At 60.4% G+C, this 21,911-nt stretch carries 24 protein-coding genes and 1 tRNA gene; 11 read left to right on the forward strand and 14 right to left on the reverse strand.

The window, feature by feature from the left end:
- The first annotated feature begins 31 nt into the window (after positions 1 to 31).
- Together ATY78_RS25570 and ATY78_RS25575 are read left to right on the forward strand one after the other, a co-directional pair.
- A complete protein-coding gene (locus ATY78_RS25570; RefSeq protein WP_088685089.1) occupies positions 32 to 1,087 on the forward strand; it encodes a LacI family DNA-binding transcriptional regulator in 1,056 nt (351 codons plus the stop codon).
- Complete coding sequence (locus ATY78_RS25575) at positions 1,084 to 1,611, forward strand: NADPH-dependent FMN reductase (RefSeq protein ID WP_088685090.1); 528 nt, start codon at positions 1,084 to 1,086, stop codon at positions 1,609 to 1,611. Before ATY78_RS25570 ends, ATY78_RS25575 begins: the two co-directional genes overlap by 4 nt.
- On the opposite strand, the gene ATY78_RS25580 is transcribed toward ATY78_RS25575, so the two are convergent.
- From ATY78_RS25580 to ATY78_RS25600, 5 genes are read right to left on the reverse strand one after another with little or no spacing between them, the layout of a single operon-like run.
- Positions 1,612 to 2,355, reverse strand: coding sequence for an ABC transporter ATP-binding protein (locus ATY78_RS25580; RefSeq protein ID WP_088685091.1), 744 nt, complete (start codon positions 2,353 to 2,355; stop codon positions 1,612 to 1,614).
- A complete protein-coding gene (locus ATY78_RS25585) occupies positions 2,352 to 3,197 on the reverse strand; it encodes an ABC transporter ATP-binding protein (RefSeq protein ID WP_088685092.1) in 846 nt (281 codons plus the stop codon). The genes ATY78_RS25580 and ATY78_RS25585 overlap by 4 nt, the downstream gene beginning before the upstream one ends.
- Entirely contained in the window at positions 3,184 to 4,086 is a 903-nt protein-coding gene (locus ATY78_RS25590; RefSeq protein ID WP_088685093.1) for an ABC transporter permease, read from the reverse strand. The genes ATY78_RS25585 and ATY78_RS25590 overlap by 14 nt, the downstream gene beginning before the upstream one ends.
- Entirely contained in the window at positions 4,083 to 5,111 is a 1,029-nt protein-coding gene (locus tag ATY78_RS25595; RefSeq protein ID WP_088685094.1) for an ABC transporter permease, read from the reverse strand. Before ATY78_RS25595 ends, ATY78_RS25590 begins: the two co-directional genes overlap by 4 nt.
- Positions 5,112 to 5,131: 20 nt before the next feature.
- Positions 5,132 to 6,727, reverse strand: coding sequence for an ABC transporter substrate-binding protein (locus tag ATY78_RS25600; RefSeq protein WP_088685095.1), 1,596 nt, complete (start codon positions 6,725 to 6,727; stop codon positions 5,132 to 5,134).
- A gap of 134 nt (positions 6,728 to 6,861) precedes the next feature.
- Between ATY78_RS25600 and ATY78_RS25605 the strand changes: the two genes are divergently transcribed.
- The 3 genes from ATY78_RS25605 (at position 6,862) to kdgD (ending at position 9,574) form a co-directional block, all read left to right on the forward strand.
- Positions 6,862 to 7,572, forward strand: a complete 711-nt coding sequence (locus ATY78_RS25605) for a FadR/GntR family transcriptional regulator (protein ID WP_088685096.1) — start codon at positions 6,862 to 6,864, stop codon at positions 7,570 to 7,572.
- Between the two features lie 64 nt (positions 7,573 to 7,636).
- Positions 7,637 to 8,611 carry a mannonate dehydratase gene (locus ATY78_RS25610; protein ID WP_088685097.1) on the forward strand — a complete coding sequence of 325 codons (975 nt, stop codon included), beginning with the start codon at positions 7,637 to 7,639 and terminating at the stop codon, positions 8,609 to 8,611.
- A gap of 36 nt (positions 8,612 to 8,647) precedes the next feature.
- A complete protein-coding gene (gene kdgD / locus ATY78_RS25615; RefSeq protein WP_088685098.1) occupies positions 8,648 to 9,574 on the forward strand; it encodes a 5-dehydro-4-deoxyglucarate dehydratase in 927 nt (308 codons plus the stop codon).
- Positions 9,575 to 9,613: 39 nt separating this feature from the next.
- On the opposite strand, the gene ugpC is transcribed toward kdgD, so the two are convergent.
- The 4 genes from ugpC to ATY78_RS25635 all read right to left on the reverse strand — a co-directional run bounded on the left by ugpC (position 9,614) and on the right by ATY78_RS25635 (position 13,878).
- A complete protein-coding gene (gene ugpC / locus ATY78_RS25620) occupies positions 9,614 to 10,687 on the reverse strand; it encodes a sn-glycerol-3-phosphate ABC transporter ATP-binding protein UgpC (protein ID WP_088685099.1) in 1,074 nt (357 codons plus the stop codon).
- A 23-nt stretch (positions 10,688 to 10,710) separates the two neighbouring features.
- On the reverse strand, positions 10,711 to 11,559 hold the full coding sequence (locus ATY78_RS25625) for a carbohydrate ABC transporter permease (RefSeq protein WP_088685100.1): 849 nt from the start codon (positions 11,557 to 11,559) through the stop codon (positions 10,711 to 10,713).
- Positions 11,552 to 12,490, reverse strand: coding sequence for a sugar ABC transporter permease (locus ATY78_RS25630; RefSeq protein ID WP_088685101.1), 939 nt, complete (start codon positions 12,488 to 12,490; stop codon positions 11,552 to 11,554). Before ATY78_RS25630 ends, ATY78_RS25625 begins: the two co-directional genes overlap by 8 nt.
- Before the next feature lie 83 nt (positions 12,491 to 12,573).
- Positions 12,574 to 13,878, reverse strand: coding sequence for an extracellular solute-binding protein (locus tag ATY78_RS25635; RefSeq protein ID WP_088685102.1), 1,305 nt, complete (start codon positions 13,876 to 13,878; stop codon positions 12,574 to 12,576).
- 199 nt (positions 13,879 to 14,077) lie between these two features.
- On the opposite strand from ATY78_RS25635, the gene ATY78_RS25640 reads away from it, so the two are divergent.
- Genes ATY78_RS25640 through ATY78_RS25650 form a run of 3 tightly spaced genes read left to right on the forward strand, consistent with a single transcriptional unit; the run spans position 14,078 to position 17,070 of the window.
- Positions 14,078 to 15,277 (forward strand): ROK family transcriptional regulator, encoded by a 1,200-nt coding sequence (locus tag ATY78_RS25640; protein WP_088685103.1) that lies wholly within the window; start codon positions 14,078 to 14,080, stop codon positions 15,275 to 15,277.
- Positions 15,278 to 15,310: 33 nt separating this feature from the next.
- Positions 15,311 to 16,411 carry a Gfo/Idh/MocA family oxidoreductase gene (locus ATY78_RS25645; protein WP_088685104.1) on the forward strand — a complete coding sequence of 367 codons (1,101 nt, stop codon included), beginning with the start codon at positions 15,311 to 15,313 and terminating at the stop codon, positions 16,409 to 16,411.
- 17 nt (positions 16,412 to 16,428) lie between these two features.
- A complete protein-coding gene (locus ATY78_RS25650; protein WP_088685105.1) occupies positions 16,429 to 17,070 on the forward strand; it encodes a ThuA domain-containing protein in 642 nt (213 codons plus the stop codon).
- 197 nt (positions 17,071 to 17,267) lie between these two features.
- Here ATY78_RS25650 and ATY78_RS25655 read toward each other — a convergent pair whose 3' ends face one another.
- From ATY78_RS25655 to ATY78_RS25665, 3 genes are all read right to left on the reverse strand, one after another.
- A complete protein-coding gene (locus ATY78_RS25655) occupies positions 17,268 to 17,747 on the reverse strand; it encodes a DUF2938 domain-containing protein (RefSeq protein WP_088685106.1) in 480 nt (159 codons plus the stop codon).
- 221 nt (positions 17,748 to 17,968) lie between these two features.
- The gene (locus ATY78_RS25660) at positions 17,969 to 18,139 is read right to left on the reverse strand and encodes a hypothetical protein (protein WP_164735986.1); all 171 of its coding nucleotides are present in this window, start codon (positions 18,137 to 18,139) and stop codon (positions 17,969 to 17,971) included.
- 120 nt (positions 18,140 to 18,259) lie between these two features.
- A complete protein-coding gene (locus ATY78_RS25665; protein ID WP_088685108.1) occupies positions 18,260 to 18,517 on the reverse strand; it encodes a DUF982 domain-containing protein in 258 nt (85 codons plus the stop codon).
- Between the two features lie 497 nt (positions 18,518 to 19,014).
- On the opposite strand from ATY78_RS25665, the gene ATY78_RS25670 reads away from it, so the two are divergent.
- Positions 19,015 to 19,842: a nickel-binding protein gene (locus ATY78_RS25670; RefSeq protein ID WP_088685109.1), complete on the forward strand. Its 828-nt coding sequence runs from the start codon at positions 19,015 to 19,017 to the stop codon at positions 19,840 to 19,842.
- A gap of 265 nt (positions 19,843 to 20,107) precedes the next feature.
- Here ATY78_RS25670 and ATY78_RS25675 read toward each other — a convergent pair whose 3' ends face one another.
- Positions 20,108 to 20,392: a DUF982 domain-containing protein gene (locus tag ATY78_RS25675; protein ID WP_088685110.1), complete on the reverse strand. Its 285-nt coding sequence runs from the start codon at positions 20,390 to 20,392 to the stop codon at positions 20,108 to 20,110.
- Between the two features lie 316 nt (positions 20,393 to 20,708).
- On the opposite strand from ATY78_RS25675, the gene ATY78_RS28935 reads away from it, so the two are divergent.
- Both ATY78_RS28935 and ATY78_RS25685 read left to right on the forward strand, forming a co-directional pair.
- Positions 20,709 to 20,891: a hypothetical protein gene (locus tag ATY78_RS28935; RefSeq protein WP_088685111.1), complete on the forward strand. Its 183-nt coding sequence runs from the start codon at positions 20,709 to 20,711 to the stop codon at positions 20,889 to 20,891.
- 515 nt (positions 20,892 to 21,406) lie between these two features.
- On the forward strand, positions 21,407 to 21,634 hold the full coding sequence (locus ATY78_RS25685) for a hypothetical protein (RefSeq protein ID WP_088685112.1): 228 nt from the start codon (positions 21,407 to 21,409) through the stop codon (positions 21,632 to 21,634).
- A gap of 79 nt (positions 21,635 to 21,713) precedes the next feature.
- Here ATY78_RS25685 and ATY78_RS25690 read toward each other — a convergent pair.
- Positions 21,714 to 21,789 (reverse strand) — tRNA-Lys (locus tag ATY78_RS25690).
- Positions 21,790 to 21,911 lie beyond the last annotated feature (122 nt).

The following is a 21,911-nucleotide window of genomic DNA, read 5'->3' on the forward strand; positions in this document are numbered from 1 at the left end:
TTGCATAACAGAGAGGGAGCGAGGAGATGTCATGGCAGCGGAGCAGAAAAAAGGCAGGCGCACGCGCCTCGACGATATTGCCGCCAGATGCGGCGTATCGATCAGCACCGTGTCGCGGGCGCTGGCCGGCGAAAAGGGCGTGAGGCCCGAGATCCGCAAGCTAGTGCTGGAAACGGCAAGCGAGGTCAGCTACGCCCTGCCGGCGAGCGTCGCGGGCAAAAAGGTGATGCTCGTCGCCTCCGGTGCGGCGATGATCGATTATGTTCGTAACCAGTTCACGCTCTACGTGCTCGAAGGACTGAATGCCCGCGCAGCCGCCCTCGGCATCGAGATGGCGATGCGCCCCATCGCCGACCAGGCGGATGAAGCGCGCGTCATCGCCGAGATGCGGGACGATGCGAGCTTCGGCGGCATGCTGATCCTGACCGTCGACGAGGAGGATATGCTTGCCGCGGCCGCCGATCTCGGAAAGCCCGTCGTGCTCGTCAACAGCGACGATCCCTATATGCGGCTTTCGAGTGTGACGCCCTGCAACCGTTCGGCCGCCTTCATCGCCGCGGAGCGGCTGATCGAGGCGGGGCATCAACGCATCTTGTTCATGCTGCGGCCGGGACGGCGGACGATCGAGCGACGCCTGGAGGGCTGGCGCGATGCCCTGCTGCATCACGGGCTGACGGCCGATGCCGATCTGGTGCTCGAAGTCGACGACTGGCTGCCGGAACTCGGCGCCGAGGCCGTCACCCGGCTCATCAGCGAGAAGGGCCTGTTCTTCACAGCCATTCTGACGGCAGGCGACAGTCTCGCCAACGGCGCCGTGCGCGGATTGCAGGCGATGGGTTATGCCGTGCCCCAAGACATTTCCGTCATGGGCATAGACGATCTGCCGCAATCGGCTTTTCTCAATCCGCCGCTCTCGACCGTTCACATTCCGATGCGCGAACTCGGCGCCACCGCGCTCGATCTGCTGCGCGACATGATGCTCGGCCTTGCGACGCCGCGGCGGCGCGTCGAGCTTTCCTGCCATCTCGTCGAAAGGGGCAGCGTTGCTGCCGTCAGGCGCCTGCAGGAGGTTATGCCGCGATCATGAAATTCCTGGCAATATCCGGAAGCGCCCGCCGGGCCTCCACCAACACCGCCATGCTCTATGCTTTTCAGTCGGTTGCGGGCGCGACGCATCAGGTTTCGGTCTATGACCGCTTGGGAGAACTTCCCGTCTTTTCGCCCGACTTGGAGCAGGAACCTCCGCCTGAAGTGGTGGCCTTTGCGAACGCGATCGCGGATGCCGACGGGCTCATCTTGGCAAGCCCCGAATATATCAGGTCTATTCCCGGCGGACTGAAGAACGCCATCGACTGGCTCGTCTCCCGCAACGAAGTGATCGGCAAACCGATCGTGCTTGCGCACGCGTCGCATCGCGGCGACGACATGCTGCACCAGCTTCGCACCGTTCTCGCCACACTGAGCGATCGCTTCAACGAAAAACTCTTCCTTCGCCTCCATCTGATGAAGCTTTCACCGGATGAGATTGGCGAGCAGCTTTCCCAGCCTCAGCGTCAGGACGAGATGCGCCGTTTCCTCGACGCTTTCGCAAGCTATTGCAGAACACCCTGATCAAGCTTCCATGAAGCTCGCTTCGAACAGCTCTCGCGCATAGGCATCATGCGTGATGCCGGCCTGCAGATCTTCCTTCGTGAGTTCATCCACGAAGCCGCCATCCTTCATGATCAGTACCCGGTCGCACATATGGGCGATCACAGCGAGATCGTGGCTGACGAGCAGATAGGTCAGTCCCTTCTCTTCGCGTTGATCGGCAAGCAGGTTCAGGATTTCGGCCTGGACGGAAACGTCGAGCGCCGATGTCGGTTCGTCGAGCAGCAGGATCGGCGGCGACAGGATGAGTGCCCGGGCGATCGCCACGCGCTGCCTCTGGCCGCCGGAAAGCTCGTGCGGAAAACGACTTGCAAAGCTTGCAGGAAGCCCCACCTGGATCAATGCCTTTTCGACCTTGGACCAGATATCGGAATGTCCCATGGCGCGCAGCGGCTCGGCCAGTGCGGTGCCGATACGATGGCGAGGATGCAGAGACCCGTAGGGGTCCTGAAACACCATCTGGGCTGAGGTCAGTTCCTCGCGGGAGCGCTTCTTTCCGATCGGTTTTCCGCCGAGCTCGATCCGGCCCGTCCAACCACTTTCCATCCCGGCGAGGCAACGCAGCACGGTCGATTTACCGCATCCGGATTCACCGACGATGCCGAGTGTTTCGCCAGGATTGACCTGAAAGCTGATGCCCCTGACGACATGGTTCCTGTTCTTGCCTGAGGCGAAGACGACATCGAGGTCCCGCACGTTGATCATTGCGCCGTCTCCAGATCGAGTTTCGCCCTGTCGAGAACCGCAAGCCGGCGAACCGGGTTCTTCGGGTCGGGCAGCGCTGATATCAGCCCGCGGGTATAGGGATGGCGAGCCTCTTCCAGGCTGGTCAGGGTTTCCACGATCTTGCCAGCATACATGACGATGATGCGCTCGCAGAAGGCGGCAACCATGCGGATGTCGTGGCTGATCAGGAGCAGGCCCGAATTGTTCTCCCGCACCAGTTCGTCGAGCAGCAGGAGCACATCCTTCCGTACGCTGACATCGAGCGCGGAGGTCGGCTCGTCGGCGATGACGAGCTTCGGCCGCGCCAGCAGCATCATCGCGATCATCACACGCTGGCCCATGCCGCCTGAAATCTGGTGGGGATAAAGCGCCATGACCCGCTCCGGATCGCTGATCCGCACGCGCTCGAGCATGGCGCGGACAGCATCCTGCGCCGGCTTGCCGCGAAGGCCGAGGTGAAGGCGTGCGGCCTCGGCGATCTGCTTGCCGATCGAGAGCACCGGATTCAGGGAATAGCGCGGATCCTGCATGATCAGCGCGATATCCTTGCCGCGAAGCGCGCCCATCTGACGCTCGGTCTTCGAGAGAAGCGAACTGCCTGTCAGATCCAGACGCTCGGCAGAAACCACGGCGGCCGGCGGCAGAAGGCGCATGACGGCGCGGCCGGTCGTCGATTTTCCGGAGCCGGATTCGCCGACGATGCCGACACGTTCTCGTCCGACGTCGAAACTGACATTGGACACGGCGGGGACCGCGCCTCGCCCGAAACGGACGCTCAAGTCCTTGACTGACAGAACGGGCTGGAGATCACGATCTTGCATGGCGGGGATCCAGAATGTCGCGCAGAGCATCTCCGGCGATGTTGAAGGCAAGGCTCGTCAGCAGGATGGCGATACCCGGCATGACGGCGACCCACCAGTAATCGAGCATGAACTTGCGGCCGTTGGAGATCATCGCGCCCCATTCCGGCGCGGGCGGCTGAGCGCCGAGGCCGAGAAAGCCGAGCGAGGCGGCGGTCAGGATGATGCCCGCCATGTTCAGCGTCAGGCGCACGATGACCGAGGGAATGCACATGGGTGCGATATAGAGGAGAAGAATGCGGATCGGCGACGCGCCATAAAGGCGGGCAGCGACGACATAATCGGCATTTCTGACGACAAGCGCCTCCGCGCGGGCAAGCCTTGCGATCGGCGGCCATGCCGTGAGCGAGATGGCGATGATCGCCGTGCCCAGCCCCGCGCCGAGTGCTGCGGCAAAGGCGAGCGCCAGGATCAGCGACGGGAAGGAAAGAACGATATCCGTGGTGCGCATCAGAAAGGCGTCGGTATTGCCGCCGAAGAAGCCGGCGACGACGCCGATCAGCAGCCCGATCGGCCCGACGATCAGGGAAACCGCAAGCACGGTCTGGATGGTGATGCGCGTACCGAAGATGAGGCGGCTCAGAATATCCCGCCCGAATTCGTCCGTACCCGCCAGGTGAGCGAGGCTCGGAGGCTGCAAGGCATCGCCAAGCGCCTGTATGGTCGGATCATAGGGCGCCAGAAGCGGTGCGAAGATCGCGACGAAGCAGAGAATGCCGAGGACGGCGAAGCCGGCAAGGCCGAGCGGTTCGTCGGCCAGTTTGCGGCCGGCGCGGGCAAAGGAAGCGGCAACCCGGCTCGGCACGCTTGGAGGACGGATCTGAATCTCGCTGTGAACGGCATCGCTCATCGGGCCACCTCCCTCATGCGCGGATCAAGGACGGCGTAGGCGACGTCGGCCAGGAAGTTCAGGAACATGAAGATGAATCCCACGATGATGGTGGCTGCGACGATGGCGTTCATATCGCCGATCATCAGCGCGTTGGTCATATATTGGCCGATGCCCGGCCAGGAGAAGACGATCTCGGTGACGACGGCGCCTTCGAGAAGCCCGCCATAGGAAATGGCAAGGATGGTGATCAGCTGCACCGCGATATTCGGCAGGACGTGGCGCAGAACAGTGCCGGTCGGGCTGACACCCTTGGCGCGGGCGGCAATCACATAATCCTGGCTCAACTGCTCCAGCGTGAAGCTGCGGGTCATGCGCGTGATATAGGCCATGGCGGCATAGGCAAGGATGCAGGCCGGCAGAATGATATGGCCAAGCGCATTCCAGAAGATCTCGGTCTCGCCCTGCAGGAGGCTGTCGACCAACAGCAGCCCGGTCTGCGGCGTGACGAGCCCTTCGTAAAACACGTCGACCCTGCCCGGCCCGCCGACCCAGTTCAGGCTGGCATAGAAGATGACGAGCCCGACGATGCCGAACCAGAAAACCGGGATCGAATGACCGACGAGGGCAACCACGCGGGCGATCTTGTCGATCAAGCTGTCGCGAAACAGGGCCGCGACCAGGCCAAGCGGGACACCGACGAAGGTCGAAATTATCACGGCAAGCGTGGCGAGTTCGAACGTCGCCGGGAAGGCCTGAGCGAGGTCCGAAGAGACGGGATTGCCGGTGAGCACGGCCGTGCCGAAATCACCATGGGCCAATCCGTTCAGATAGAGGAAAAACTGCTGGTAGATTGGCAGATCGAGGCCGAGGCGCGTGCGCATCGCCGCATAGGCTGCGGGATCGGCGAGCTCGCCGACGATCGCGCCGACGGGATCAGTGGGCAGGACGCGGCCGATCACGAAGGTGACGCAGAGGAGGATGAACAGGCTGACCAGCAAATGCGCCAGGCGTCGGCCAAATTCGGCTACAGAGAGTTCCTTCATGATCGGCTGCCTCGGGAGTATTACTGGGCTTCAGACTTGGTGACGTTCTCGAGACGCGTCAGCTGGGTCGGATGCCCCACATATCCTTGCACCTTGCTCGACAGGACGATCGGCTCGAAGCGTTCGAACATCGGAAGCACTGCCGGGTTCTGCTCGACGAACATCTTCTGCATTTCGACATAGAGCTCGCCGCGCTTCTTGGCGTCCGGCTCCATCGATGCCTTTGCCGTCAGGGCCGTGAGTTCCGGAATGTCCCAGGCCGAGCGCCAGACGAAGTTGCCGGCATTGTTGGCTTCCTTGGAATTGTCCGGATTGGACGAGAACTGCTCCATCGAACCGAGGACATTCGGCATGTAGGCGCTGGTCTGCGGGATCAGCAGATCGAAATCCCGGGCGCGGTGGGCGGCGATGATTTCCGAGCCGTTGCCCTGCTGGATATCGATCTTGATGCCAACCTGGGCGAGCGATGCCTGGATGGCCGTGGCGAGATCGATGCGCGGCGTCTGGGCGATGGTCTTCAGCGACAGCGAAAAGCCGTCTTTGAACCCTGCCTCGGCCAACAGCTGCTTGGATTTTTCGACGTCGAGATGCCAATCGGGATTGGGGATCGCATATTCGAAATTCTCCGGAACGGGCACGTTTCTCGCCCGCCCGTAAGGACCCATGATCGTCTTTTCGATGCCCTTGTAGTCGATACCGTAGGCAATGGCCTCGCGAACCTTCGGGTTGGAGAGGTACTTGTTGCCGGCATTCATCGACAGCACGTAAAAGCCGCCGGTGGGAATCCGCTGGATCGTAAAGCCCTTCTTATCGTTGAAGGTCGCAAGATCGGCTGCCGTCAGCGCGCTGGCAATATCGATGTCACCGCGGTCGAGCATCAATCGCTCGACCTGGCTCTCCGGAACGTGGCGAACGATGACGCGCTTCATTTTCGGAGCGCCGGCCACATAATCCTTGTTGGCGTCGAGGATCACGAGTTCGTTCGGAGACCAGCGATTGAGGGTGAACGGACCGGAGCCGGCCGAGTGCGTGCGCATCCAGGCATTGCCCCAGTCGTTGTCGGCAACATGCTTCTGCACTTCGACACTGTCGACCACGCTGGTGGTCGAGGCCGCGAGCCGGTAGAGCAGCATCTCGGCAGTCACCTGGCCGGAAAAATCGATGCGAACCGTCTTGTCGTCGACCGCCGTGACGAGCTTGTCGACGTTGTTCTTGTCATAGCCGACGCGCTTGAGGTTTGCGGCAGCAGCCTGGTCGAGCTTCAGGAGCCGTCCCAGCGAATAGACGACATCCTTCGATGTCACCGGATTGCCGGAGGCGAAATTGGCCTCGCGCAGCGTGAAGGTGATGCCCTTGTCGTCAACCTTCCAGCTTTCCGCCAGTTGCGGCACGATCTCGCCGTCCGGCGTACTGTTGACCAGCCGATCGTAGAGATTCGACATGATCTCGACCGCTTTTCCCTCCGTCGCCTGATGCGGATCGAGAGACAGAACCTGTGCCAGCGATGTCCCGATCACCAGCTGGTCCTTCGGTGTGGCGGCATAGAGCTGAGGCGCTGCGATCGTCAGCGCGCCGATGACGGCACCGACGAACAGGCCCTTGGAAAAATGCTTCATTGTAACTCCTCCCTGGATTACTATAAGAAAGACATATTATGTCGTCCGTATGTCGTATTATGATTTAACGAAGTCGAATATGATTTGCAAGAGCCGAGCGGAAGACGTGATGCAAAGGGAATTGGGGAACGGATATGACGACACTCAGCCGCGGTCGGCAAAGACTGGCACAGCAGGTCATCGATCAGCTGCGGGCGCAAATCGAAACGGGCAAGCTGCGCGTCGGCGACCAGCTGCCGACAGAACCGCAGCTGGAAGCCACCTTCGGCGTCAGCCGCACTGTCGTGCGCGAGGCGATTGCCGATCTCAGGGCAGCCGGCTTCGTCAGGCCGATCCAGGGCAAAGGCGTCTTCGTCGCCGATCCGAAGGCGCATTCGGTGCTGTCGCTGACGCCGGTGGAAATCAAAAGCATTCCGGAAACCCTGGAATTGCTGGAGTTTCGCATGGCGGCAGAAGGTGAAGCGGCCGCAATCGCAGCCTATCGCCGCACCGCCGAGCAGGAGGCGGCCATTCGCGAGGCCAACCGCCGGATGGCGCAGTTGATCGAGAGTGGACAGCAGACGGTGGAGGCCGATTATGCCTTCCACATGGCGATTGCCGCAGCAACGAACAACCGATTCTATGTCGACGTGCTGCGCCATTTCGGCCCGCGCGCCATCCCTCGCGGCCAGTTTCCGACGCTGCCCGAGGCCAATGACCGCGACTATCTGCAGAAGGTATATGCCGAACATGTCGAGATCCTCTCGGCGATTGCCGATCAGGATCCGGAACGCGCCCGCCAAACAATGCGCGCCCATATGATGGCAAGCCAGCGCCGCTACCGGATGCTCGCCGAACAGCAATAGGGCTCGACACCTCTTAAAATTCATATTATGTCATATGACATCGTAAATTTCAGAGGGATTGGGAATGTATCTGGGAACACAGGTGGCCGCCCGCGACGACGACGATTATCGCATCTTCGCGCAACTGGGCGTCAAGCATATCAGCGCCGATCCGCCGGGAGCGCCGAGCAGCTGGACGCTTGCCGATATCGAGCGTCATCGCGACAAGGTCGAGAGCTTCGGGCTGATCCTCGACATGATCCAGCTCCCCCTGCCCTCGCAGCCGATCGAAAAGGCTTCCTATCCCGATATCCTGCTCGCCGGTCCCGAGCGCGACCGGCAGATCGACGCCGTCTGCAAGATGATCGAGAATGTCGCGGCCGCCGGCATTCCGGCGGTGAAATATAATCTCAACCTGATCGGCATTCCCCGCACGCCGGATGAACCGGGGCGCGGCGGCTCGCTGAACGCCAGCTTCCGCTGGGACAAGACGGACCAGCAGGCAGCACCGGGCCTTGCCGGCGTTTTGTCCGAGGACGAAAACTGGGAAAGGATCGACTATTTCCTGGAGCGCGTCGTTCCCGTCGCCGAAAGCAACCGCGTCCGGCTCGCCTGCCATCCGCACGATCCCTATACGCCGCCGGGCTATCGCGGCGTCACGCGCGTGCTCGGCACGGTCGAAGGCTTGAAGAAGTTCGTGCTGATGCGCGAAAACCCCTATCACGGCCTCAATTTCTGCCAGGGCTCGGTCGGCGAGATGCTCGAAAATCCCGGCGAGGAAATCGACGACATCATCCGCTGGTTCGGCCAGCGCAACAAGATTTTCAACGTCCACTTCCGCAACATTCGCGGCGGCAAGCTTTCCTTCATGGAAACCTTCCCTGACGAGGGCGACATGGACATGGCCCGTTCGGCCAGGATCTACAAGGAAGTCGGCTTCAAATATATGCTGATGCCCGATCATGTGCCGACCGTCAGCGGGAAGGACCCTTCCGCCACGGCCTTCGCCTTCTGCTACGGCTATATCGCGGCACTTCTGCAGACGCTCGAAAGCGCCTGACACGGCCGATTTTCAACACGTAAGGAATAGGACTTGATGATGAACCCGATTGAATTGAAGAAGGCCGTCGGCAGTGGTCTGCTCTCGTTTCCGGTCACGCATTTCGACGATCAGCTTAAATTCGACGAGGCGAAGTACCGCCGCCATGTCGAGTGGCTTGCCGGTTACGACGCCGCCGCTCTCTTTGCCGCCGGCGGCACCGGTGAATTCTTCTCCCTCAACCCGAGCGAGATCCCGCAGGTCGTCAAAGCCGCCAAGGCCTCTGCCGGCAATACGCCGATCATTTCGGGAACCGGCTACGGCACGTCGCTTGCCATCGAGATCGCACAGGCGGCCGAAAAGGCCGGCGCGGACGGGCTGCTGCTTCTGCCGCCCTATCTGATGTTTGCCGAGCAGGCCGGCCTGATCGCCCATGTCAAGGCGGTCTGCCAATCGGTCGGCATCGGCGTCATCGTCTACAACCGCGACAACGCCATCCTGACCGCCGACAGCATTGCGCGGCTCGCGGAGGAATGCCCGAACCTGATCGGCTTCAAGGACGGTGTCGGCGATGTCGACAAGGTCATCGAGATCACCACGCGGCTTGGCGACCGTCTCGTCTATGTCGGCGGCATGCCGACCCATGAGGTCTATGCCCAGGCCTATTTCGCCGCCGGCGTGACGACCTATTCATCGGCTGTTTTCAACTTCGTCCCGGCGCTCGCCCAGCGCTTTTACGGCGCCTTGCGCACCGGCGACCAGGCGACCGTCGACGAGATCCTGAAGAGCTTCTTCTTCCCCTTCGTCGCCCTGCGCAACCGCAAGAAGGGCTACGCCGTCTCCATCATCAAGGCCGGCCTCCAGGTTCTCGGCCAGAACCCCGGCCCCGTTCGCCCGCCGCTGACGGATCTCACTCCGGAAGAGCTCGCGGCCCTGGAAAAGATCGTGCAGGCCAACGGCGTCGAACGGGTTGCGGCGGAATAGGCAGGAGCGTCGATCGAGGATGGCCGTGGCCATCCTCGCCTATAGCGCAACGCCGGTGCCACGATCAAAAATGTGCACCTGGTCGCTGGCGATGCTGGCCTCGAACACGGCACCGTAACGGGCGGGATATTCGCCGTCGACGATCGCCGTGACCTGCTGTCCGGCAAGATCGAAGACCACATGGGTCTGAGCGCCTGTCGGTTCCACCAGCATGGTTCGGCCGGCAAGCGGCGTGCCGCCCGATATGCCGGGAATCAGATGTTCGGGGCGCAGACCGATGGTGACGGCCTGGCCGGCCTTCACCCGGCGATCGGGCGCGATGCGGATCGCCGTGCCGTCTTCGAGGCGGGCGGCGGGCTCGCCGTTTTCGCCGTCCACCGTGCCCTCGAGCATGTTCATCGCCGGCGATCCGATGAAGGCGGCGACGAAGAGATTGGCCGGTTTCTTATAGAGTTCGAGCGGCGTACCCGCCTGCTCCACCCTGCCGTGATTGAGCACGACGATACGGTCGGCGAGTGTCATCGCCTCAATCTGGTCGTGGGTGACATAGATCGAGGTCGTCCTGACCTTCTGGTGCAGCGTCTTGATTTCCGAACGCATCTGCACGCGGAGTTTCGCATCAAGGTTGGAGAGCGGCTCGTCGAACAGGAAGACGGCCGGGTTGCGGACGATAGCTCGGCCCATGGCAACGCGCTGGCGCTGGCCGCCGGAAAGCTGGGCCGGCTTGCGGTCGAGCAGCTTGGCGAGATCGAGCATGCGGGCGGCTTCAGCGACACGAGCCTCGATCTCCGGTTTGGCAACGCCGGCAAGCTTCAGATTGAAACCCATGTTTTCAGCCACCGTCATGTGCGGATAGAGCGCATAGGACTGGAAGACCATGGCGATGTTGCGCTCGCGCGGCGTCATGCCGTTGACGACGTTGCCGCCGATGGCAATCTCGCCGTCGGTGATCTCTTCGAGGCCGGCGATCATCCGCAGCAGGGTCGATTTTCCGCAGCCGGACGGCCCGACGAGCGCGACGAAGTCGCCATCCTCGATATGAAGAGAGATGCCGTGGATGACGTCGACGGCGCCATAGGCCTTGCGAATATTGTTCAATTCAACGGATGCCATGATTGCAGCTCCAACGGTTCGGCTCAGGATTTCACGGCACCGGCGGTCAATCCGGCGATGATGTGTCTCTGGGCGACGAAGAAGACGATGATGGTCGGAAGGATGGTCAGCGTGATGAAGGCCAGCACCAGTTGCCATTCCGTGCCATATTCGCCGCGATAGACCATGATGCCGAGCGGCCAGGGATATTTGGATTCCGAGTTCAGCATGATCAGCGGCAGGATGTAGCTGTTCCAGCTGCCGACGAAGGAGATGATGCTGACCGTTGCGACGATCGGTCGGGAGAGCGGCAACGAGATATGCCAGAAGAACCTCATATAACCGCAGCCGTCGACGAATGCCGCCTGAAACAATTCTTCCGGAAGGTTGCGGAAATAGTTCCTGAACAAAAGAATGCTCATGCCGAGGCCGAAGGCCACCTGCGGCAGCACCACGCCCCAATAGGTATTGAGCAGGCCGAGATCGCGGATGCGGATGAAGAGCGGCAGGATCGCGGTCGCCGCCGGAAACATCAGCCCGAGCAGGAAATAGTTGAGCAGGAAGGACGAGCCGAAGAAGCGGACATGGGCAAAAGCGAAGGCCGCCATCGACGAGACGATCAGCGTCAGCAGCACGGTCAGCGCTGCGATGACAAGCGAATTGCCGATCTGCAGCCAGTAGCGCTCACCGAAGAGAATGTCGGTGTAGTTCGCCCATTGCCATTCCGTCGGCAGGCCGAAGGGGTTGGTGCGCAGGTCGCCCAGGGTCTTGAAGCCGCCGAGCGCCGTCGTCAGCAGCGGCACCAGCACGATCGCCGCGATCAGGCTCAGCGACACGTAGAGATAGATACGTGTCGACGTGCGCATGCGGATGGAAGAGCTCATATCAGTCATGGCGCATGAAAATCCTTTTGTAACCGAAGGCGAGCGTCACGCAGATGATGAACAGCACGACGCCGACGGCGCTGCCCAAGCCCACCTGCATGCGCATGACGCCGTAGGTGTAGAGGAAGGTGACCATCGTCTGTGTCGAGTTTGACGGCCCGCCGCCGGTCAGCGGCATGATCATGTCGAAGAGCTGCAGCGAACCGACGACGGCAAAGAAGATCGAAAGGCGCAGGGTGGAGCCGAGCAGCGGCAGCGTGACATAACGGAACTTTTGCCAGCCGGTGGCGCCGTCGATCTCGGCCGCCTCCAGCACGCTCTTATCGACCGATTGCAGGCCGGCGATGAACAGCATCATGTGAAAGCCGAAATATTTCCAGACGATGACCCCGAGCACGGCATAGATCGCCACGTCTTTGTCGGCGAGCACGTAAGGGTTGGCGAAGCCGAAGAAGTTGGAAATGGCGGCAAACAGGCCGTAGTCGCCATCATAGACGAAGCGCCAGATGAGGCCTGCGGCAACATCCGCCAGTACATAGGGCAGGAAGAAGATCAGGCGGTAGCCGACGACGCCGGGAATGCGGTGGGCCAGCATGGTGGCAAGCCAGATGGCAAGCGGCACCTGGATACAGATCGAGATGACGATGATCAGGCCGTTATTGACCAGCGCCTGGGTGAAAGCCGCGTTGCGGAACAGAACCTGGAAATTGCGGAGCGCGATGAACTCGGTCGGCGTGCCGTAGCCGTTCCACTTGTAAAGGCTGTACCAGGCCGCCTCGCCCATCGGCATGATGACGAAGAGCGTGAAGAGCAGCAGCGCCGGTGGCAGAAAGAGCAGCAGCACCGTCAGCCGGTCGTGGGCGACCGAACTCTTCCGGTTTGCGGCTCGTCTTGCCGGCCTTGCGGCGCTCGGTGTCGAGAGGACTGAGATATTGGCCATGGTTCCTGCTTTCGCATCTCGTCGGCAGCGATGCCGGCGCTCCGTTTTTAACAGGAGCGCCGGGAGGGCTCTGCGGGCGCTGGTTATTGTTCCAGTTCGAAAGCGTCCTGGATCATCTGGGCGCCGTCCTTGGAGTTCATCTGTCCGGAGACGATTTCCACCGAGACGTCGTTGACGACACGGCCGACGGCCGCACCGAGATCCTGGTCGAAGAAGTTCTGATGCCAGGTCGAACCCGCAAGCTGCTTGGCCGATTCGGCCAGCAGCGGGTTGACGACGCCATCATCGGCGCCGACGGCAACCGGCAGGAGCATGCCTGATTTGGCCATCGCCCGCTCGTTGTCCGCATTCGTCAGGAAAGCGAGGAAATCGATCGCTTCCTTGGAGGCCTTCTTGGTGACGGCCCAGCCGTTCAGACCGCCGAGCGTATCGGTCGGTTTGCCGGCGCCGCCTTCGACCGTCGGGAAGACGAAACGGCCGATATTGTCGGGTGCAAGGCCCTTGCCGTCGCCGGCATTCTTGCGCTGGTTGGCCTCGGTCGCTTCAAAGCCGAGGATCATCGCCGCCTTGCCGTCACCGAAGACACCAAGCGTCTGCGGCCAGGTTGCGCCGAGATAACCGGGCTGGAAAGGTTCGAGCTTGCCGAGCTCGGCGAGATCATCGCCGGCCTTGACGATTGCCGGATCGAGGAAGCCTTCGCCCTCGCCCTTCTTGGCGGCTTCGAAGACCTTCTGGCCGCCCTCACGCATGACGAGATAGCTCCAGTAGAAGTGGATCGGCCATTTCTCGCCGCCACCGCCGGCAATCGGCACGATGCCGGCAGCCTTGATCTTCTTCACCGCTTCGAGAAAATCGGTCCAGGTTTTGATATCCTCAGCCTTGACGCCGGCCTTGGCAAACAGCGCCTTGTTGTAGAAGAAGCTGACCAGACCGACCTTATAGGGGATCGCCCAGGTCTTGCCGTCGAAGGTCAGACCGTCGATCGAAGCCGGGGTGTAGGCCTTGCGCAATTTTCCGCCGTCCGCATCGAGGGCTGCCGTCACATCCTGCAGCGCGCCGGTCTCGGACTGCTGCTTCAGGACGCCGCCGCCCCAGCTGAAAAAGAAATCCGGCACATCATCGGACTGCAGCAAGGTCGGAAGCTTGGCCTTGAAGGCCTCGTTTTCGAGGAACTGCATCTGGATGTCGACATCGGGATGCTGAGCCTCGTATTTCTTGACGATATCCTCCCAGGCCGCGACGTTTTTCGGATCGAGTTCGAGATGCAGCCACTTGACCACCGTCGTCGCCGAGGCAGCACCTGCCCCTGCCAACAACATGCCGGCTGCCGCGGCCATGGATACGATGCGCCTGCCGCCGAAAGCGGCGTTCTTCAGCATAAAATTCATGATTTTCCTCCCAGGGGACCTATCCTCACAATTTTTCCCCTATGCGGAATAATTCAGCGGAGCTTGCGTCGGATGTCAACCCAATCGCCTCTATTTTTACCAAATGCGCTTGACAGGCCCGCGTAATTGCCTGCTATTTATTTCGTAACCCGTTAAAAATATTGGCTTCCGCCCAACGAACAATGCCGGCTAGTTTTTCATGAAGACCGCAGATCCAGAATTGATGCGCGCGATCAATCGCTTGAACGTGCTCGATACTATCAGGCGTCATGGTCCGATCTCGCGCATCGAGATCAGCGAACGGACTGAACTCTCGACGACAACCGTCTCCGCCATCACTGCCTCGCTGCTCGATGACGGGCTGATCCTGCCGCGCCATGAAGGCGATATCCGCAATGAGGCCGTGCGTGGCAGGCCGCGCGTGGCGCTGGAGCTCAATCCCGATGCCGCCCGCGTCGTCGGCGGCAAGATCGCCGCCAACCGGATGGTGTTCGTCGTCACCAATTTCCGCGGCGACGTGCTGTCGAAGCTCGCTTTGCCGATCCGCATCGACCGGCAGCCGATCGGCGTCATCGCCGATCTGGTCGAGGACGGGGTCCGGCGCTGCGTCGTCGATGCCGGGCTGTCGCTGGACGATGTCGACAGCATCTGCCTCGGCTTCCCCGGCGTCGTCGAGCATCGCACCGGCTACATCAGAAGCAGCCCCATCTTTCGCGACACCAATGTCGATTTCGCCGCCGAAATGTCGACGCGGCTGTCGACACCGACCATCGTCGAGAGCGACGCCCATGCCATCACGCTCGGCCATCACTGGTTCGGAAAGGCCCGCGATCTCGAGGATATGGTATTAATTTCGCTGGAACAGACGCTGGGGCTCGGCGTGTTGCACGGCAACCGCCTGTTCCGCGGCGCCGGCGGCCTCAGCCACAATCTCGGCGATCTCGTGCTCGGGATGGGACCGAACGGCATTGTGCGGCTTTTCAGCCAGGCCGGCGAAAGCGCGATCCTCGGCGAACAGCAGGCCGACGGGCGTTTTGCCGAAGCGATCCGTCTCGGGCGCGGCATGACCCACGCCCAGGCGCTGATCAAGGCCGATGACGACCGGTTGATCGGCGCCGCCATCCGCGCCGGCGAAGCAGTCGGATTGACCATCGCCAACATCGTCACGCTGTTTGCGCCGCCCCGCGTCATTCTGGTCGGCTCCAGCCTGGCGCTCGGCGAACCCTTTTTGAACAGCCTGCGCGATGCCTATGCGCTCGCCATCCCACCGTCGCTGAAAGGCGTCAGCGAACTCGTCTTCGACGATTCGAGCGACGATTTCTGGGCGCAAGGTGCGGCTGCGGTGGCGCTCTACGAACTCTACGAATCGCCCTGGAGCACCACGGGGCCTGCGCTCTGACGGGCGACACAATCTAGATCAATGGAGGAATTCATGGACAAGGTCGGTATCGGCATCATCGGATGCGGCAATATTTCGGGCGCCTATCTCACGGCGATGGCATCCTTCCCCATCCTCGACATCCGCGGCGTCGCCGATCTCAACCGGGACCTCGCAGAAGCGAAAGCTGCCGAATTCAACGTGCCCGCCAGATCAGTCGAGGAGCTTTTCGCCGATCCCAAGGTCGAGATCATCGTCAACCTGACCATCCCGAAGGCCCATGTCGCCGTGGCGATGCAGGCACTCGATGCCGGCAAGCACACTTACTCCGAAAAGCCGCTCGGGATTAATTTCGCAGAAGGGAAAAAATTGGCGGAGGCCGCCAGGGCGAGAAATCTGCGCATCGGCGCAGCTCCCGATACCTTTCTCGGCGGCGGCCACCAGACGGCCCGCACCTTGATCGATCAGGGCGTCATCGGCCAGCCGGTCGGCGGTTCAGCGACCTTCATGTGCCCGGGCCATGAACGCTGGCATCCGAACCCCGCCTTCTATTACGAAGTCGGCGGCGGGCCGATGCTCGACATGGGTCCCTATTACATCACCGATCTCGTCAATCTTCTCGGGCCCGTTGCGCAGGTTGCAGGCTTTGCGACGACGCCGCGGGCCGAACGACTCATTACCAGCGAGCCGCGCAACGGTGAGCGCATCCCCGTGCATGTGCCGACCCATGTCGCCGGCATGATGGCTTTTGCCAACGGCGCCGTCGTCCAGATCGTCATGAGCTTCGATGTCGCCGGCCACAAGCATGTGCCGCTCGAGGTCTACGGAACCGAAGGCACGCTTATTGTCCCCGACCCCAACAAATTCGCCGGCCCCGTCGAATATCTGAAGAAGGGCGGCGCCTTCGAGGACCAGCCGGTCATCGCGCCCTATGCCGAGGGCAACTTCCGCTCTCTCGGCGTCGCCGACATGGCGCATGCGATCCGCTCGAACCGGCCGCATCGCGCCAACGGCGATCTGGCGCTGCATGTGCTCGAAGTCATGGAAGCCTTCCATACCGCGTCCGAGACCGGCCGGACGGTCACGATCACCACGGCAACGGAGCGCCCTGCCCCCTTGTCCCAATCCATCGTCGACGGACGGCTGGCGAAATAGTTTCAGGAGGAAAGAGAATGCGTGAAGCACTGATCGTCTGGGGTGGCTGGAGCGGCCATGAGCCGCAGGAATGCGCCGAAATCATCAAGACCATGCTCGAGGAAGACGGCTTCAAGGTCTATCTCGAACACGGCACCGAGGCGCTTGCCGACCCTTCCGTCCACGATCTCAGCCTCGTCGTGCCGATCATGACGATGTCGAAGATCGAAAAGGAGGAGGTCAAGAACCTCGCTGCGGCGATCGAAAGCGGTGTCGGCATCGCTGGCTATCACGGTGGCGCAGGCGATGCCTTCCGCGACTCCGTCGACTACCAGTTCATCATCGGCGGCCAGTGGGTGGCCCACCCCGGCAACATCATCGACTACACCGTCAACATCACCCGGCCCGACGATCCGCTGATGGAGGGGATTGCCGACTTCCCCTATACGTCAGAGCAATATTACATGCATGTCGATCCCTCGAACGAAGTGCTGGCGACGACCAAGTTCACCGGCGATCACGCCTACTGGATCGACGGCGTCGTCATGCCCGTGGTCTGGAAGCGCAAATACGGCAAGGGTCGCGTCTTCTACTCCTCGCTCGGCCATCAGGCCAAGGAATTCGACGTCCCCGAGATGAAGACCATATTCCGCCGCGGCGCCAATTGGGCGGCGCGGTGAGACGAGGTTCAGAGGGTACTTAAAACCCCTCCCCACAAGGGGAAGGGCCTAAGATGCCGCACCGCCTCACATAGCCTCTACCGTACCGGTAGAACGGGAACCAGCAAGAAAAACCTGTCTTTTTGGTCACCGCCGGGAACCAGAGCTTAGCCCCTCCCCCTTGTGGGGAGGGGTTGGGGAGGGGTCTCTACGATGGCTCAGCGCAGAATCAACGCCGTACCGTAAAGCCCCAGCGCAAACACCGTATGAGCCAACAGATTGAAACAGCGGACCTTGTTCGGTGTCGGATGCTTCGAAGCGGCCCAGCCGAGGCCAAGGCCCGGTTGCAGCAGGAACCACCCTGCCCCCACGGTGACGATGCCGAAGATCCAGGCGGGAAGAAATGTTGGGGCTAACAACCACGCCGATCCCATGATGAGCGCAAAGATCACACCATAGAGAATGCCGACGACATAGTGGCTGATCCAGCCGAGCGCCAATTCACCAGCATAGGGCTCGGCGTCGGCGATGCTCTCATGAAAAACCTTGCCGCGGCCGAGATGCCAGAACCAGCGGCCGACCGGTGCCCAATTGGGCGCCGGCTGGCCGAAAAACCGGTTGAGCACGATCGCCCAGAGGTCCATGAGGATGGTTGCGCCGGCGCCGATCGCCAGACCACGCCATAGAATATCGAACATCGGGAATCACCGGAAAGCGTTAGGATGACGGAGGCATAGACAATCATTCCCAACGCACGGGCGCAATGGCCTCGGTGAATGCACTCGTCGTATATCAGGCTTCGGATGCTCTCCTCCTCACCCGCCTTGTCCATGCTGCCTTGGCATTGTCGTCGAGCCAGGCAAGCAAGGTTTCAACTTCCAAGCGTCATCGGGCCAAGCTCGGCTCTTTGCGCAAAGCATCAGTTCAGCGCCAGCGGCAACTGAACCGGGCGCGGCAACGGCGGCAGCGGCCGGCTGAGTTCGACTTTTTTCTGCCATGCGGCACGTCGCAGCTGATCCCGCTCGCGCGCGGCGCGGGATGCTTCGACAAGGGCTAGGGCGTTGGCGATCACCTGTTCGGTATGCGTCATGATCATCTCCAATGTTCCTTTTTTGTTCTAACTTAGAACTTTGGCCGAGGAAGTCAAGCGCCGGACAATCTTCTGTTCGAAAAAGCGGATCGAGCCGAGCTCGGAATCGAGGCGCGGTATTCAGTCCGCGGCTTCTATGACGGCGATGCCCGCCTCCTGGGCAGCTCCGACGAATGCCGCCCGCACGTCTTCAGGCCTGAGATCGCCGATGATCGCGTCAAGACATGCCTTTACGGCTTCGAGATATTCTTCGCCGTCGTCTACCGGCCAATCGTGGAGAAGCGTGCGCGCGGCGTCCCATACAGAGTTAATGACGGCATAATGACCTAGCCCCATTGAGGCCAAGCCGACCGGTCGAAAATTTGCCGTCTGTCTCACTTTCCTACAGCTTTTCCTAGTTGCGGTGAGCTCATGGGTATCGTGCAATTTGCATGCCGGATGAGAGCCGAGTCAATCGCAGTCGAAGGGTCGAGTTTCAGAAGGTTGGCTTGCGCTGTCGATGGCAGCCATGTCTCCCAGGTCGCCATAGCCCTCACTTCGGCGGATTTATCGGAGCGTCGAAATGTTCTCGAACGCCTTAAATGTGCCCAGGGTTCCACCATCGACGAAGGCTTTTCGATTAAAAAACAGTCCTTCTCCCAGAAATTGCAGCAATCGCGTGTACAATCATGTATCTGCTTCCGATTTCCCTGCTCCACGATGTAAATTCACTGGCAGAGTGAAGAAACCTTTCGGTTCTTCCGGCAGCGGTTTATTGGTTGAAAGCATCGACTGGGTTTCAATTCTACTCCTCGACTGTGCCTGGTGTAGACGGAGCAGCCTTCAGAACGTACAATGCGGCATGTCCATATGATGCAGATCGGGAGGAGCGCGCGATGCCCATCTTCATGGACCGGCACTATCTTGAGGGAACGTCAGCCGCCGAGGTTGCCCAGGCGCATCGCATGGACCTCGACATTCAGGATAGGTACGGCGTCAAGTTCCTCACCTACTGGTTCGACCAGCGGCGTGGGACTGCCTTTTGTCTCGTCGATGCCCCGGATATGGAAACGGCGCAATGCGTGCATCGCGAGGCCCATGGCTTCGTCGCCGGCGAGGTCGTCGAGGTGGCGTTATCCGCGGTTGAAGCGTTTCTGGGACGCATCCATGACCCCGAGCCTGCGCCCGGACGATCGTCCGCCGAAATGGATTCGGCTCACCGGGCAATCCTTTTTACCGACATCGTCGGATCGACCGAAATGACATCGCGCCTGGGCGACCGAATTGCGACGGAAATGGTCAGGGCGCATGATGCCGTGGTGCGTCGATGCCTCAGCCAAAACTCGGGCCGCGAAGTGAAGCACACCGGCGACGGCATCATGGCAACCTTCGCCGAAACGGTCGCCGCGGTCGAATGCGCGATGGCGATTCAAAAGGAATTCAAGCATTACAATGGCGGGAATGCCGAGCCCATCCATATCCGCATCGGACTGGATTGCGGTGAGCCGGTCGAGGACAGCAACGACCTCTTCGGCTCGACCGTGCAACTTGCCGCGCGTCTTTGTGCGGCGGCTTCCAGCGACCAGATTCTCGTCTCGGAGAATGTTTTCAGGGAATACGGCGCCGCCGATCCATTCACTCACGCGACACGCCGGCGGCTCAAGGGTTTCTCAAAACCCATGCTGGTCTTCCGATGCGACTGGACCAATGCCGGCCCAAACTGAGATCAGTCGATCTAATGTCCGAGCAAGCATCCGCCTCTTGCAGATGCCTGTCGCACTTTGCGGCCGAGAACCAGGCGATGACCAGCTTGGCAGACATCGAGACTAAAGCGCGTCGCGATCTTTCAGATCCGCTCCTCGCGCTTTAGGTCTTTGTTTCTACGCATGTCGTTAACGCAAAACCGTCGCACACTTTTGCGCGACATGCTCTAAAACGCGCCGCAGCGGCGGCGCATATTTGCCGTCCGATGGTCGATCCTATATCTGACTAAGCATTGCCGATATTTTGCTCGCTGAATACGCAATCAAATTTGGGACCGCCCTCGAGCACGCCCGACATCTTCAGGAAACGCCGGAAATTCTCGCGCGCGGCGCTGAGCGGAAAACGCCCGCTCGCCGTATCCCTGCATGCCTTCAACAGGGTATCATATGCCAAGCCCCGCTTGTCCGCCGGCCATTCGTCCAGAACATCGAAGATTTCATCGAGAGATGTGATCTGATCGACGAAATGATTGCGATGAAGAAAAACCGGATCAAACCGAGCTTCAGACATAGTAACCTCCCATTTATATTACTTTTATATGCGATAATTCTAATAAAAAACGATCACTCGTTCAAGACAAAATCGGGTTTCTTTTATTTTCAAGTATCGTGAAAATACTTCCACAGCGATAGAATAGCTCGATCAGATTATCCTGAAGCAAACTTGATCAGCGGGCTCAGAGGCCGTAGCTGGCATCCTCATTGGCCGATCGAGTTCACGAGCGTTCGGATCAAGCGAGAGTGATCAACCAAGCCGCGAGTTTCATGTAGATTTGAAATGGCACAATCGATTGGACGAGGGATCAACCTCGCAAGGAGGCGTTCAGATGAACCGATTTCTCACAGTGTTAGCCGCTGGAGCGCTGATCGGTGCGTCCACGATCACCTCTGCCTGCACCTCGACGGCAGGGCCTGATCGCCAGGATTTCCAATATCAGCGTGACACCTCCATAAACCCGGCGTGTGCAGGTGGCTTCCGGCCCAGCAACGCTCGCTCCTGCAGTTATTAACTGAGGTAAATATTCATTCGCGACTCCAGCACCGATAATATTGCGGCCGATTCGCCCAATCTCCGCGTGCACTATTTGAAAGTTGAGTATGAATCTGCAGCAATGAACCGCTGCTTTCAGTCATTGAAAACTGCAAGACTTCTGCGGCAATCGCTTGGCGGGAACTTCAAGCCAGCGCCGCAGTTAGTTATCGAGCCACGGAGGTTCAGTCGAACAGGAGAATAGTTCCCATGAATAATTTGATCTGGCTTGTCGGTGCTGTCGTTATCGTGCTCGCGATTTTGAGTTTCTTCGGCTTTCGCTGAGTGCAGACGTCGCCGACGTCATCATGGCGGTATAACCACGCCTCTCTCCGGGGAGCCGGGGATTTCGAAAGCGTGCGGGTCATGCAGCGTTACTAAGTTGGGTAATACCGGCTCAGCCGCGACGCAGGTTGTTCAAGTGAGCAGCCGCTCACGGAACGATCATCTCGGGATCTGGTTTTACCCACATCCCTCTCGTTAGCGGAGGCCATCATGTGGGCAATCCTGATCGGTGCCGCTCTCATAATCGGCGGACTTCTCTTTCTCTTTTCGTCGGCGCTCGGTCGAAGACCGAGTCATCCGCATCAAATGCCGCAAGGCGGAAGCACGCTGGAACCACGGCGCCAAGGCCTTAGGTTCCTCGGGATATCCCAGAATTGGCCAGCTCTGGCTGTTATCGCGGTCGGCGCGCTTCTGTTGGCTTTTGGGGGATATTCATGAGATCCGACAGCGCTTGACCGCGGCGAAACGTTCCCTCGACATCATCCGGAAAATGAATTTCACACTCTGCGGTCGATGATGGTGAGAGCGTCGGGGTTCGAACCCGAGACCTACTGATTAAAAGTCAGTTGCTCTACCGGCTGAGCTACGCTCTCCCTCTCCGCGGGTGAGACACCCCGGCTGGAAGTGGGCGGAACATAGGCAGGCGACCCATTGCGGTCAACCGAAAAATTCGGCTTTTTTCGGCGTTCGGCACATTTCTGCCGAGCGCAACGAA

The organism is Rhizobium sp. R635, from assembly GCF_002211285.1.
In the GTDB taxonomy this organism is placed as follows: domain Bacteria; phylum Pseudomonadota; class Alphaproteobacteria; order Rhizobiales; family Rhizobiaceae; genus Rhizobium.

Coding starts and splice junctions, on each gene's coding strand:
- ATY78_RS25570 (WP_088685089.1), top strand. CDS start 32: ATGGCAGCGGAGCAGAAAAAAGGCAGGCGCACGCGCCTCGACGATATT.
- ATY78_RS25575 (WP_088685090.1), top strand. CDS start 1,084: ATGAAATTCCTGGCAATATCCGGAAGCGCCCGCCGGGCCTCCACCAAC.
- ATY78_RS25580 (WP_088685091.1), bottom strand. CDS start 2,355: ATGATCAACGTGCGGGACCTCGATGTCGTCTTCGCCTCAGGCAAGAAC.
- ATY78_RS25585 (WP_088685092.1), bottom strand. CDS start 3,197: ATGCAAGATCGTGATCTCCAGCCCGTTCTGTCAGTCAAGGACTTGAGC.
- ATY78_RS25590 (WP_088685093.1), bottom strand. CDS start 4,086: ATGAGCGATGCCGTTCACAGCGAGATTCAGATCCGTCCTCCAAGCGTG.
- ATY78_RS25595 (WP_088685094.1), bottom strand. CDS start 5,111: ATGAAGGAACTCTCTGTAGCCGAATTTGGCCGACGCCTGGCGCATTTG.
- ATY78_RS25600 (WP_088685095.1), bottom strand. CDS start 6,727: ATGAAGCATTTTTCCAAGGGCCTGTTCGTCGGTGCCGTCATCGGCGCG.
- ATY78_RS25605 (WP_088685096.1), top strand. CDS start 6,862: ATGACGACACTCAGCCGCGGTCGGCAAAGACTGGCACAGCAGGTCATC.
- ATY78_RS25610 (WP_088685097.1), top strand. CDS start 7,637: ATGTATCTGGGAACACAGGTGGCCGCCCGCGACGACGACGATTATCGC.
- kdgD (WP_088685098.1), top strand. CDS start 8,648: ATGATGAACCCGATTGAATTGAAGAAGGCCGTCGGCAGTGGTCTGCTC.
- ugpC (WP_088685099.1), bottom strand. CDS start 10,687: ATGGCATCCGTTGAATTGAACAATATTCGCAAGGCCTATGGCGCCGTC.
- ATY78_RS25625 (WP_088685100.1), bottom strand. CDS start 11,559: ATGACTGATATGAGCTCTTCCATCCGCATGCGCACGTCGACACGTATC.
- ATY78_RS25630 (WP_088685101.1), bottom strand. CDS start 12,490: ATGGCCAATATCTCAGTCCTCTCGACACCGAGCGCCGCAAGGCCGGCA.
- ATY78_RS25635 (WP_088685102.1), bottom strand. CDS start 13,878: ATGAATTTTATGCTGAAGAACGCCGCTTTCGGCGGCAGGCGCATCGTA.
- ATY78_RS25640 (WP_088685103.1), top strand. CDS start 14,078: ATGAAGACCGCAGATCCAGAATTGATGCGCGCGATCAATCGCTTGAAC.
- ATY78_RS25645 (WP_088685104.1), top strand. CDS start 15,311: ATGGACAAGGTCGGTATCGGCATCATCGGATGCGGCAATATTTCGGGC.
- ATY78_RS25650 (WP_088685105.1), top strand. CDS start 16,429: ATGCGTGAAGCACTGATCGTCTGGGGTGGCTGGAGCGGCCATGAGCCG.
- ATY78_RS25655 (WP_088685106.1), bottom strand. CDS start 17,747: ATGTTCGATATTCTATGGCGTGGTCTGGCGATCGGCGCCGGCGCAACC.
- ATY78_RS25660 (WP_164735986.1), bottom strand. CDS start 18,139: ATGACGCATACCGAACAGGTGATCGCCAACGCCCTAGCCCTTGTCGAA.
- ATY78_RS25670 (WP_088685109.1), top strand. CDS start 19,015: ATGCCCATCTTCATGGACCGGCACTATCTTGAGGGAACGTCAGCCGCC.
- ATY78_RS25675 (WP_088685110.1), bottom strand. CDS start 20,392: ATGTCTGAAGCTCGGTTTGATCCGGTTTTTCTTCATCGCAATCATTTC.
- ATY78_RS28935 (WP_088685111.1), top strand. CDS start 20,709: ATGAACCGATTTCTCACAGTGTTAGCCGCTGGAGCGCTGATCGGTGCG.
- ATY78_RS25685 (WP_088685112.1), top strand. CDS start 21,407: ATGTGGGCAATCCTGATCGGTGCCGCTCTCATAATCGGCGGACTTCTC.